Origin of the sequence: Proteiniphilum propionicum (assembly GCF_022267555.1) — a bacterium.
In the GTDB taxonomy this organism is placed as follows: domain Bacteria; phylum Bacteroidota; class Bacteroidia; order Bacteroidales; family Dysgonomonadaceae; genus Proteiniphilum; species Proteiniphilum propionicum.
This window is the reverse complement of the sequence record NZ_CP073586.1, coordinates 1,739,540-1,752,565: the sequence shown is the minus strand read 5'-3', so window position 1 is coordinate 1,752,565 and position 13,026 is coordinate 1,739,540. Positions and strand designations below refer to the sequence as shown.

Sequence of the window (13,026 nt, the reverse complement as noted above, 5' to 3'; positions counted from 1 at the left end):
AATAAATCAAAATCATTAAATAAATAAAGAAAAATGAAAACAAAACTTTTTACAATCACATTAATGATGGTTGTCACCATTGGATGGGCAGCTGCCCAAAATCAGGATCAAACAGAAAAAGTTCAGGATAAAACGATCCAGGCCGGACAAACAATACAGAGAGGCCCCGCATTCGTAGATAGCAACAACAATGGCATTTGCGATAATTACGAAAAAGGCACCCCCGGGAATCCCAATGCCAATGGCAGACAGGCACTACGCAACGGCAGCGGACGTGGCAGAGGCATGGGATTTGGTAACGGACAAGGGCGGGGACGATATTTCATAGATGCCGATGGCAACGGCGTTTGTGACAACTTCGAGAAAGGGACACCGCGTCGCGGACGTGGCGCCGGATACCGAGCCGGGATTCGCAATGGGAGGGGTCGCGGTGTAAACTTCGTAGATGCCAACAAAAACGGCATCTGTGACTGGAGAGAGACAAAATAGGTGATTTTACTAATCCGATTTCTAACTTTAACCTGCTGAAAACAAAATTTCAGCAGGTTTTTTTGTGAACAACACAAATAAACGATTATTTTTGTTACTGACTTTTGATATGATGACTGTCAGAATTGAACAATCACATATCCAAAACCAAATGCCAACCTGATATGAAAATTAGAAAAAACATTGCTATCAGTGAGAACGGGTTTATTTTTAATCCACTCACCGGCGACAGCTTCAGTGTAAATCAGACCGGTATTTTTGTCCTTCTAAAGCTGAAAGAGGGGGAGAGTGACAAAAACATACTAGAGGCCCTTCGGGAGGAGTATGAATTGGACACCTATACAGCAGAAAAGGACCTGAATGATTTTCTGACCATGCTGAAGAGCTATCAACTAACCGAACATGAGTAAAACAAAAATCACCGTTGCCGTAACAGGACTGAACAATATCGACAGTCCGGGACCTGGAATTCCGGTAATAAGAGCACTGAAAGAAAGCAAAGAGTTTGAAGTGCGCATTATTGGCCTTTCGTATGAAACACTGGAGCCAGGAATATATATGCACCATCTCGTGGACAGTGTATATCAGCTTCCGTTACCCACAGCGGGATCGGCTGTGCTAAAAGAACGGTTGCGATACATTGCCGGCAGGGAACCGATCGATGTGCTAATTCCCAATTTCGATGCGGAGTTACACAATTTCATCAAGCTTCAAAAGGAGCTGAAATCGGAGTTGGGCATTGCAACCTTCCTGCCTTCACACGAACAGTTCGAAGAACGGCAAAAACCAGAGCTCTCCAGATTTGGTGACAAATATGGTGTCAGAGTACCTCAAAACCATATGATCAGCCGGGTATCGGAGATCAAAAAATTGGAAGACGAACTAGATTACCCTATGGTGATCAAAGGGCGTTATTACGATGCTTATATTGCCTCATCCTACGAGCAGGCAAGCTCGTATTTCTACAAGATTGTTGCCAAATGGGGCTATCCGGTGATTGTGCAGGAGTTTATTCCAGGCACGGAAGTGAACGTTACCGCTATAGGAGACGGTCAGGGAAACTGTATCGGTGCCATACCGATGCGTAAACTCTACATAACCGACAAGGGTAAAGCCTGGTCGGGTATATCGTTAGAAGATGAAGAGCTGTTGGCAATTTCGCGCCACGTGATAGAGAAAAGCTGCTGGAGAGGTGGTTGTGAGCTGGAATTCATAAAGACAAAAAAAAATGAGTATTACCTGCTAGAGATGAATCCCCGCTTTCCGGCCTGGGTGTACCTGGCCAACGGATGCGGGCAGAATCATGCCGAAGCACTTTTAAAAATGGCTCTGGGCAAAAAAGTTAAGCCGTTCACGGAATATAAGAGCGGCAAAATGTTTATCCGCTATTCCTACGATATGATCGTGGATATATCGGAATTTGAAAAAATTTCAACAACAGGAGAGATGTAATTATGAAACCGACTTATGAAAGGCCAATCATTCAGAAGCTGAATACAGGCCTGTTAAATAAATTTGGCAGCCGTACCGGATATACCCCGTTAAAACAGATCGATGGCGTAGCTGTCGCCAGCCTGATGGAACAATACGGCTCACCTCTTTTCGTAATCAGTGAAAAAACAATCCGTCAGACCTATCAGAAAGCGCTGAAAGCATTCAGAATGCGCTATCCAAAAGTGCAGTTTGCCTGGAGCTATAAAACGAACTACCTTGATGCCGTCTGCAACATTTTCCATCAGGAGGGCAGCTGGGCGGAGGTGGTATCAGGTTTTGAGTACCGTAAAGCTATACGCAACGGTGTTCCCGGAAACCTGATTCTCTTCAACGGGCCCGATAAGTCGGAAGAGGACCTGAAAAGAGCGGTTGAGAACCACTCTCTTATCCATATTGATCATTTCGACGAGCTATACACGTTGATTGAACTGCTGGAAGGTTCAGCCAACAAGGCAAGGGTGGCTATCCGTGTGAACATGGACACCGGTGTCTATCCCCAGTGGGATCGCTTTGGCTTTAATTACGAATCGGGACAGGCATGGAATGCGATCATGAAGATTGCCACACAGCCCAACCTGCAGTTGGAGGGTTTACACACCCACATCGGCACCTACATGCTTACGGTAAACGCCTATGCTGTGGCTGCCAGAAAAATGTGCGATCTGGCGCGACAAACTGCCGGAACTGCCGGGATAAAGATTAAATATATAGATATGGGGGGCGGCTTCTGTTCGTCTAACACCCTGAAAGGCTCCTATCTGCAGGGAGTGGATGTGATTCCCACGTTCGACGACTATGCTGAAGCAATCACCGGCACAATCCTGCAAGCAGGCTTTAAGCCGGATGAAATGCCCCTGCTGATTCTGGAAAATGGTCGTGCCTTAATTGATGAAGCGGGCTACCTGCTGGGATCGGTGCTGGCTACAAAACGGCTTGCTGACGGACGCAGGGCTACCGTGCTTGATATAGGCGTAAACATCCTGTTCACCTCCTTTTGGTATAACCATAAAGTATCACCGGCACAGGACTTCACACAACATGCCGAAGAAATGGTACTTTATGGGCCTCTTTGTATGAACATAGACTGTCTGCGTGAAAGCGTGAGCCTGCCACTCTTAAAAAAGGGCGACCGTGTAGTGATACATGAGGTTGGAGCTTACAATATGACACAATGGATGCAGTTCATCACGCTTCGTCCCAACGTTGTCATAATAGATACCAGCGGGAAAGTGCATCTTATTCGCAAAAGCGAATCAGTTGATACCATTGTGCAACAGGAGAAGGTGCCTGAACACCTCAAAAGTTTCACCTTGTAATAAAGGCGTATAGTCAATGCTAATAAGTTAAACAGGAAATTGAATGGGTAACAGGCTTAGAACATACACACTCATGTACCTTGACGGGACATTGAATAGTTACGGTATGATTTTCTTTTCGAAGGAGCGCTGGTTCTCGCTGATACTCCTACTGATTAGCATGCTCGATTGCAGGCTGGGAGCAGGCGGGTTAGCCGCCGTGCTGTTGACCAACATTATTGCTCATATACTAGGTTTCTCGAAGCAGAAAATCCGTTCTGGAATTTATGGTTTCAATGCTATTTTCGTAGGAATAGGGCTAATGTACAAGTTTTATACGAACAATTCATTTCTGATACTCTTTGTTTTCTCGGTAATCATGGCCTTCATGTTCACCATCTGGCTAGAATCGCTTTTCTCAAAACACAGCCTTCCAATACTTACGCTTCCTTTTGTTTTCACACTTTTCGTCGTTGACCTTTCGGTAAAAACCTTTACCAAAATAGAGACAATCGGCCTGTTCGACCGCTTCACGGTTGTGCTGGCCAATCAAATGGAGGTACCATGGTATCCGGTAGCGCATGCGATGGATAGGGTTCCCCTTCCATCAATATTCTACTACTATTTCAAGACGCTGGCATCGGTTTTCTTCACCGACAGCCTGTTGGTCGGCATCATCATAACGATTGCATTGATCTTTCATTCACGCATCAAATCGACGGTTGCTTTCCTGGGATTTTTCTTCGCATTTTTTACCAGCAAACTGCTAGGCGTGGATATACAGGAACTAACCCGGAATCTTGCAGGTGTGAACTATATCTTCTGGGGAATGGCTATTGGTAGTTTTTTTATTATACCGAACAGCTTCAGCTATCTGCTGGTGATTGTGCTCACCCCGGCCCTCTTTCTTTTTTATGCAAGCATAGAAAATCTGATTGCCGGGTTAGGTCTATCATCTTATACTCTGCCATTCAGCCTGTTATCAATACTTGTATTGTTCATTCTAAAACAACGAAGCCTGAGCCGCTTCTTCATATTTCCCTATATCCAATATTTCAATCCTGAGAAAACTGTTTACAAATATGTGAATTACATGGAACGCTTTTCACAGGAGTCATTGTTCAAGCTGCAGCTTCCTTTTTTGGGGGAATGGCAGGTTAGCCAGGGATATGATGGCGGCATCACCCATCTGGGAGCATGGGGAAAAGCGCTCGATTTTGTGATTACAGACGAGCAGGGATCTACCTGTTTAGGCCGTTGTGCGGAAAAAGAAGATTTTTACTGTTTCAACAAACCGGTGATGGCCCCTGCCGATGGCTATGTATACATGATCGGCAACATCACCGAAGATAATGAGATAGGCGATGTAAACACCCGTAAAAACTGGGGGAACAGTATTGTCATCAACCACCTGAACGGATTATATACACAGATAAGCCATCTAAAGAAAGACAGTTTCAAGGTACGCATCGGTGATTACGTAACCAGAGGTACTGTCCTGGCCGCCTGCGGAAATTCGGGGCGTTCATCCGAGCCGCATCTCCACTTCCAGGTGCAGCTCTCCCCCGAGATTGGTGCACAGACCCACGCCTATCCAATTGGATATTTTTTCGAGAAAGGAAAAGAGAAACCCCTACTGCATATTGGCAAGGTACCCGAAGAAAAGAGTACCATTTACAACATTCAACCATCTCTGATGGCACATAAGGCATTTGATAACAAACCGGGAAGAGCGATGAGTGTTACTTATGATGATGAGCCATATTCATGGTATATTGCTACCGATGAATACAACAAAACCTATATACACTGCCGAAAGTCGCGTGCAACCGCCTACATGGAAAATGACGGCACAATGTTATACTTCACCGATTTTGAAGGGAAAAAATCGTCACCGCTTTATCTTTTCTACCGAAGCTGCTTTAAACTATTGCTGTCTAACGAAAGGGAGATACCAGTTTCGGACAATATCCCTTTAACTAAGGAGCACCCTAAAGGAACCCGCTGGTTTCAGGATCTTCTGGCACCTTTCGTTATTTTCACCCAAATTTGTTACCGGTCGGTACTGATTGAAACGGATAATATCCATTATCCGGAAAAGATGGTTTACAGAAGTTTGCTGGAAACAAAATCATTCAACATTAAGCTTCACAGAAGGATATCTGTCATCACAGTGAATCATCACCAAATCAAAATCAACACAAAAAATCACACATTATGTATCGACTGGGTATAACATTCATCTCGACATTTATATTGTCGATGCTACCACTCATTGCACAACAACCACCCGAAACAGCCAGTATCGACAGTATAACATATCAGCAATACCTGCAAAAGGATTATCAGAAGCTGATTGAGACCTCCAAAAAGGCTCGTGCCCGGCAGATCGGGTTCTATTATCTGGACTACCGTACTGCTATTGCATACTTTGAACTGAAGAATTATGCAAATGCAGCACGATATTACCGTAAGACACTGGAGCAAAATCCGGGAGACCCTGTTCTGCTGGAGAGTCTTTATTATGCATATCTTCTGAGCGGACAAAAAACAAATGCCAATATTGTTGCACGGTCGCTGCCGCCTCATGTCCAGGCCACCATCGGATACTCTCCGCAAGTGGTTGACTATATATCGATTTCGGGTGGCTATTCCTACAGCGGGAACACTCCCGAACTGGGGAGTAAACTCACGGGGCTAGATTCGCTTAACCTGTACCGCAATATGGCATTTGCATCTCTGGGCATAGGTATCAACCTATCTGGCAGGTCGAAGCTACTACTCGGATACCAGCGTTACAACAACGCCTTTGAACGCCACAATGCCTCGGGTTTGCTATATAGTAACATCCTGTCTCAGCACCAGCTAAACTTAGTATTCGAATTTTTTACGGGGGAGAGCCTTTCGTGTGGATTAGCCGGAGGATACTACAGTATCGACGGGAAAGATAAGCCAACCAAATCCTCCGCTTATGCTGAAAACAACGGAACAGGAGTCGGCCGTGGCTTCATAAAACGTCACAACCTCTTTTCTCTCTCAAGTTCTGAAACGGACAGGGCATCTGCATTTTCAGCCCTGGCATTTATCAATAAAAGATGGACCTACCTGATGCCGGAGATCGCCGTTGCCTGGTCCAACTTTGGCGGTTGGGAACAGTATCAGGCAAAAGGGTCATTAACCTATTACCCGTTGGGGAACCTAAACTTTTACGGAACCACTTCAATGGCAGCTATCTTCAACAGTGACTCCTGGGTGAATAACCAGTTTATCGTATCCCAGCATCTGGGATGCAAACTGGCGAGACAGCTTTGGTTGGAAGGATCGGCCGGCATAGGCAACCACCTTAATTATATCAGCAATCATTCATTTATGGTGTACGACACCTACGATGCAGTAAAAGCTCTTGCCGGGCTGACCCTCTCCTGGTACATAACAAAAGCGGTGGCTACCGCCGGATATCAATGGCAGCAAAGGGAAGGCTATGCCTCCTCAATCACCCGTTATCTCCCGTATAAATACAACAACCACCTTATAAATATCTCTTTCTCATGGAATTTTTAAACATTAAAAGCCTGATCATACTGCTGTTCTTAGCGATTGTACCGATGGCGACGGCACAGATTAACCCATCACAGGTATTTTCTGACAGTTACAGTTACGAAGCATCTGGAGACTATCAGAAAGCTATCGGGGTGCTGCAGAGTGTCAGCGGTTACGATTATCACAAATCGCTTCGGCTGGGATGGCTCTATTACCTGTCAAAAGATTATGAAACAAGCAAGAAACATTACCGTTCTGCCATTCAACTGGCACCAAAAGCGGTAGAAGCGCTACTGGGCCTATGCTACCCGCTGGAAGCTCAAAAAAAGGGTGATGAGCTGGAAAAGGTTTACAAGCAGATTCTGACTTTAGATAAAATGAACTCGAAAGTGAATTATGCATTAGGCAATATCTATTATTACCGGAAAGATTTTCAGCAAGCAGAAATATATTTTGAGCTGGTACAGGCGATGTACCCGTTCGACTATTACTCCACGCTGATGACTGCCTGGACAAAATATTTCCTTGGAAAGAAGTCAGATGCAAAACGGTTGTTCAATACCGTGCTGATTATCTCTCCTGCCGACCAATCGGCTAAAGACGGGCTGAAGCTTTTAAAGTAGATAAAGTACCATTTATGAATAACAACACTTCGGTAATTTTTTAAAATAATTCTTATAGTTCACTGAATATCAAAATAGAGTATGGCGCTTTTGATATTCCAGCATAACTAATTGGTCATCTGTATTATAAATAAAGATTTAATGAAGTATCATGCCCCGGGCTTATCTTTTCTTTTTGAATACTCGCCTTTCTTCCCTGGATGCGGCATATCTGAAGAGCGTTTATCAGTCTTGAAAACTTTTCCGGATTTATAATCCTTTTTTTTGCGGGGAAATTCATCATGCTCTTTATCAAAAGAACGTCCGTAGGATTTGCGGTCTACATCGGAGGAGTGTTCTCGTAAACGTGAGTCACGTTCTTTACCGAATGAACGGTTCACGGGTTTAAAAGGCTTTCCTTCTCGTCTTTTAGTCCTGCCATCCTCGCCCTTACGGCCGAAACCGCTTTGTTTCCTTTCATCCTCACCCTTACGGCCAAAACCGCTTTGCGTCCTTTCACCCTCTCTGTGAAAACCTGAGCTGCTTTGTGTCCTGTTATCCTTACCCTTAAGGCCGAAGCCACTTTGCGCCCTGTCATCCTCGCCCCGTTCGGTTCTTTTCGAGCGGCGGTAACCCTCCCTTGAATTTCTTTCGTAATGGTACTCATCTTTCCTTGACGTCTTCTTCCCCGAAAATTCTCTTGCGGGACGCTCATCACGCTTTCCGGAAAAGATTTCGTACTCACGCATCTCACATTCCAGGGCTCCGTTATAAAGAAAAAACCGTTTGGAATGTCTTAATCCTATTGCATCAAAAGCCTCTTTTCTATAGCTCAATATGTAAGCGTTGTATCCTGTAAAGACGTGTTTAAGGCGTTCACCTATCATCGAATAAAGTTCATCCATATCCTCCACTTTAATGCGCTCACCATAAGGAGGGTTAGTCATCAGAATTCCTGCAGGTTCCGGTGCTTCAGTAAATTGTTGAAAAGGTTTTACCTCCAAGTCGATATATTTTTTCAATCCCGCATTTTTAATGTTTTTTTCTGCTATGGCAATAGCTTTGGGGGAGATATCACACCCTATTATGCGATACCTTAACTCACGCGCTCCGGAGTCATCATTATATATCTCACTGAAAAGTTTTTCATCAAAATCTTTCCATTTTTCAAAGGCAAAATGCTGCCGGTGAATACCGGGTGGGATTCCCAGGGCAATCATTGCCGCTTCAATCAGCAATGTCCCCGACCCGCACATGGGATCAATAAACGTACTTTCACCGTGCCATCCAGTTTTCAGGATCATCCCAGCCGCCAGCACCTCGCTCAGTGGCGCTTCAGTTTGGGCGATCCTGTAGCCGCGCTTATGAAGAGATTCGCCTGAACTGTCAAGCGACAAAGTACATTTGTTATGTGCAATATGAATATTAAACACCAGGTCGGGATTTGTAACACTCACTGAAGGACGTTTCCCATACTTTTCTGTAAACCAGTCTGAGATAGCATCCTTCACGCGGTACGCCACAAACTTCGAATGAGTAAAAATATGCGAAAAGACCACTGAATCGATCAAAAATGAATTATCCAATGCCAGATATTCATCCCAGTTGAGTAGCTTAAGTGCCTCATACACCTCATCGGCATTATCAGCCTTGAAAGTATAAATTGGTTTTAATATACGCAATGCTGTACGGCAACACACATTTGACTTGTACATCAATGCATTGTCGCCGGTAAACGACACCATCCGGGTACCAATTTCTACGTTGTTTGCGCCCAATGCTATCAGCTCCCCGGCCAACACATCCTCCAGCTCCGCCATAGTTTTGGCTATCATTGGAAACTCTTTACCGGAATTGGCCGTTTCTTTGCTATGTTCCGGTCCGCCCGAAACTGCACTTTGCTCTTCCTGTTCACTAAAACTTTCAGATTCAATCATTCTCTTATATTTAATTGATAATGCAAAGATAGTGATTTTACAGCTTGATTTTTATTCGCTGTCCCTTTGATTCGTTGCCAAAAGCATCCAATGCGGTAACTACGTATGTCCAGCGGGTTTCACCACCTTCATAAGGCAGCAGAAAAAAATTATCGGGCGTTACCGTTACAATATTTTCGGCACTATCAATATCCACCCGTTCGCCGTGGTGGAAACGATATACTACAAATTTCTGCGCTGTCTCAGGATTCATAGGCGTTTTTTTATGCTCCCATGTAAGAAAATGCATATCTTCGGTATATATATTCGTAAGCTTTTTCACAGCTCCCGGACGTCCGTTGTGCATATGTGTGCTGGCGGGGACCAATGCCCTGGCACGGTGAATATCGGTTTTCAGCATATCAGCCACACCACCCGTATTATCCAGTATCTGGTATCCGTACCAGTAGCAATTGCCATTCACGAAAGGCATTTCACGCGATTGGCGGATCTTCACTTCCAGCTCGTTTTTATCGATGCTTCGCTTTAAGTCCTGTCCGATATAGAGTGTTTGTTGAAAATTATTGGCATTCCACCAGTTCAGCAACGTAGTATAATCGGCGGCACTGTGCCCTATCTCCCAATAGAGTTGCGGCAGGTTGTAGTCGATCCATCCTTTCTCCACCCACAGTTTAATATCGGCGTAAAGGTCGTCATAATTCTGCAGTCCGTTCGTATCGCTTCCGTTCGAATCACTTCGCTTATTGCGGTAAATACCGAAAGGGCTTATACCAAATCGCACCCATGGTTTTGTACCGGCAATTGTATATTTTATCTGCCTGATAAGCAGATTCACATTGTTTCTTCTCCAATCGGCAAGCTGTCCGGCAGAAAATCCCTGTGATGCTGCATAGTTATTGAAGCTTTTTTCGTCAGGAAAAGGGGTTCCAGCAATGGGATAGGGGTAAAAATAGTCGTCCATGTGGATGGCATCCACATCATACCGGGAAACAATATCGCGAACGACCTCGCAAATAAAGCTCCTGTTCTCGGGTAGTCCCGGATCGAAGTACAGTTGATTACCGTATTGAATAAAGCGTTCGGGATATTTCATGTAAATATGGCTGGCAGAAAGCGGATTATTTATATTTGTTTTTACCCTGTATGGATTCAGCCAGGCATGGAGCTCCATCCCCCGTTTATGGCACTCCGCAGTGATAAAAGCCAGCGGATCAAAATCGGGGTCGTCGAGTGCTTTACCCTGCTCACCTGTCAAAAACCGGCTCCAGGGTTCCAGGTCGGACTTATAAAATGCATCGGCTTCGGGACGTATCTGAAAAATAACAGCATTAATACCTGCTTCATCCAGCTTGCGTACCATCTCCGAAAAATAGTGTTTCATGGCAGCGCTGTTCATATGCGTGTAACGCGACTGCCCCACGGTCTGAATCCAGGCTCCGCGGAACTCCCTTTTTGGGGTGTTTGAATATTGATGCGTTAAAGTTTTTTTTGAGACACCGCAAGCGGATATTAAAACAATAATAAATAACAAATAACTTAATCGATTAAACTGATTCATATGCTTTTTCAAAAAATATGTTTTACGGAATAAAAATATGATCTTCGTTTTCCAGCAACTGATCCGCCGAATGCTGCTTGGGATAGACAACGATACGATTATGATGTGGAAAGCGATTCTCAAGGCGTGAAGGCAGGCTCTCCAAAACAGGAATATGAGAAATATAGCCTTTATGGGCAGAAATAAGAATTATAAGATCATCTTTTTTTATCAGGTCGCCACAAGACAACGGATTGTTCCAATCCACAAAAGGTTGGAAAGTGAAATTTCCCGATTTTTTCTGCCCGTTAATGATCTCCTGCGTTTCAGGGTGCCCCAGATGCAGCACGGGGATTGACAACTCTGAGGAGAGCTTGGCTACTTTGCTCACCCAGAGCCCGAAGCCATCTTCTTTTTGAGCCAATGGCGGTGAGATCACAACAATACGTTTATTCGAAATAAGATGCTGCTCCACATGGCAGACAAACAAGTTCTTATCCATTCCCTTAATTATAAGGTCTACCTTTTCTCCCAGCAACCTGTCCCATAACCCCACTTTTCCAGGCCATCCCAGAATTACTATATCAGACATTGTTTCACGAGCTATTCGAGAAATGCCATCGGCAGGATTATGATCAATAGTAGTAATTATATCTACTTTTACCTCTGCAGCCGTGGCAGTGGAGACAAAACCCTGCAACTGGTTCCTAAAACTCACAATATTCTTTTCCGCCTCCCGGTTGTTAGGAACAACCCCAAGCAATGAAACCGGGTTTACCGATTTTTTATCTTTCAGCAGTAACGCCAGCTCAACATGTTGACCGATATTGGTGGGATTGGCAATGGGTACCAGAATCTTTTCCTGTGCAAACTCCCCCATAGTAGAGGGAGTCAGAGGTTCATCCTCTTCGCTGATCGCTATCTCCCTGGCGGCATTTTGTGTAAAGACCGAAGCCACAATACAAGTGAGCAGGATAAGGATAATGGTGCCGTTTAAAATATATTCATCTAGCAGTCCAGCTTTGTAACCCACCAATATGATGGCCAGCGTAGCAGCTGCATGTGAGCTGCTAAGCCCGAAAATAAGGGTTCTCTGGGTTTTGGAATAGCGAAACGTCTTCTGTGTTGCCCATGCTGCCAGCCACTTTCCAAGCAGAGCAACCATTGTGAGAGTCAAAGCCACGATAAGTGTACGTGGTCCATCCAGCACAACAGTTATATCTACCATCATCCCTACCGAGATCAGGAAAATAGGGATGAAAAGTGCATTCCCGAAAAACTCAACCCTGTTCATCAACGCCGATGAATGTGGAATTAATCTGTTCAGGGCCAACCCTGCGGCAAATGCCCCGATAATGGGCTCAATTCCTCCCAGTTCAACAAGGAAACCGGCAGAAAATACCGCGAACAGCACAAAGATAAATGTAGTATATTTTTCCGATGTGGCTCTCTTAAAAAACCACTTGGCAATACGTGGCAGAATAAGAAAAATAATCAGGGAGAAGAGAAGCAGCGAGAACAGCAAATTCACTAAGAAAGTGGAATTAAACCCTCCGTTGCTGTTTGATAAAATTATTGCGAGTATAATAAGCACACCCGTATCTGTGAAAATAGTACCTCCAACCGTGATTGCTACCGCCTGATTGCGTGAAATCCCCATACGGCTTACAATAGGATAGGCCACCAACGTATGTGTAGAAAACATGCTTGCTATAAGGAAACTTGCTTCGGCATCGTAACCAAGCAGGTAATGACAAACAGGATAACCTACAAGTAATGGAATAACAAAGGTGTAAAAGCCAAAAGCGAAACTTTTGTTTTTATTGAGCAAAAACTCACCGAGATCAAGCTCCAGGCCTACAATGAACATAATATAAAGCAACCCTATGGTAGAGAACATCTCAACTCCGGCATGAGTATTATCAATCCAGTTAAGCCCATGAGGGCCGATAATTACACCTGCAACAATCAAACCGATAATGCTTGGCACATTAATTCGTTTAAGTAGTATGGGAGACAAAAGAACAATCGACAAAAGCAGTGCGAATATCAATACCGGATTTGAAAACGGTAAGGCAAACTCAAGTTGTAATTTGGAAAGTAAAGAATCCATTGGGTAAATTTTTGAGGTT

10 protein-coding genes are annotated in these 13,026 nt (G+C 44.4%); 7 read left to right on the top strand and 3 right to left on the bottom strand.

The window, feature by feature from the left end; translation table 11 throughout:
• Positions 1–33: 33 nt before the first annotated feature.
• The 7 genes from KDN43_RS07150 (at position 34) to KDN43_RS07120 (ending at position 7,441) form a co-directional block, all read left to right on the top strand.
• The gene (locus tag KDN43_RS07150) at positions 34–489 is read left to right on the top strand and encodes a hypothetical protein (protein ID WP_238869126.1); all 456 of its coding nucleotides are present in this window, start codon (positions 34–36) and stop codon (positions 487–489) included.
• Between the two features lie 164 nt (positions 490–653).
• Positions 654–899: a PqqD family protein gene (locus tag KDN43_RS07145; RefSeq protein WP_238869124.1), complete on the top strand. Its 246-nt coding sequence runs from the start codon at positions 654–656 to the stop codon at positions 897–899.
• On the top strand, positions 892–1,941 hold the full coding sequence (locus KDN43_RS07140) for an ATP-grasp domain-containing protein (RefSeq protein ID WP_238869123.1): 1,050 nt from the start codon (positions 892–894) through the stop codon (positions 1,939–1,941). Before KDN43_RS07145 ends, KDN43_RS07140 begins: the two co-directional genes overlap by 8 nt.
• 2 nt (positions 1,942–1,943) lie before the next feature.
• Entirely contained in the window at positions 1,944–3,299 is a 1,356-nt protein-coding gene (locus tag KDN43_RS07135; protein WP_238869122.1) for an alanine racemase, read from the top strand.
• A gap of 43 nt (positions 3,300–3,342) precedes the next feature.
• Complete coding sequence (locus KDN43_RS07130) at positions 3,343–5,514, top strand: urea transporter (RefSeq protein WP_238869120.1); 2,172 nt, start codon at positions 3,343–3,345, stop codon at positions 5,512–5,514.
• Positions 5,496–6,839: a tetratricopeptide repeat protein gene (locus tag KDN43_RS07125; RefSeq protein ID WP_238869119.1), complete on the top strand. Its 1,344-nt coding sequence runs from the start codon at positions 5,496–5,498 to the stop codon at positions 6,837–6,839. Before KDN43_RS07130 ends, KDN43_RS07125 begins: the two co-directional genes overlap by 19 nt.
• A complete protein-coding gene (locus tag KDN43_RS07120) occupies positions 6,827–7,441 on the top strand; it encodes a tetratricopeptide repeat protein (RefSeq protein WP_238869117.1) in 615 nt (204 codons plus the stop codon). Before KDN43_RS07125 ends, KDN43_RS07120 begins: the two co-directional genes overlap by 13 nt.
• A 149-nt stretch (positions 7,442–7,590) precedes the next feature.
• Here the strand turns inward: KDN43_RS07120 and KDN43_RS07115 are convergent, their stop codons facing one another.
• The 3 genes from KDN43_RS07115 to KDN43_RS07105 all read right to left on the bottom strand — a co-directional run bounded on the left by KDN43_RS07115 (position 7,591) and on the right by KDN43_RS07105 (position 13,007).
• On the bottom strand, positions 7,591–9,255 hold the full coding sequence (locus KDN43_RS07115) for a THUMP domain-containing class I SAM-dependent RNA methyltransferase (RefSeq protein ID WP_238869431.1): 1,665 nt from the start codon (positions 9,253–9,255) through the stop codon (positions 7,591–7,593).
• Between the two features lie 139 nt (positions 9,256–9,394).
• Positions 9,395–10,915, bottom strand: coding sequence for a glycoside hydrolase family 10 protein (locus tag KDN43_RS07110; RefSeq protein WP_238869116.1), 1,521 nt, complete (start codon positions 10,913–10,915; stop codon positions 9,395–9,397).
• A 22-nt stretch (positions 10,916–10,937) separates the two neighbouring features.
• Positions 10,938–13,007, bottom strand: a complete 2,070-nt coding sequence (locus KDN43_RS07105; RefSeq protein WP_238869113.1) for a cation:proton antiporter — start codon at positions 13,005–13,007, stop codon at positions 10,938–10,940.
• Between the last annotated feature and the right edge of the window lie 19 nt (positions 13,008–13,026).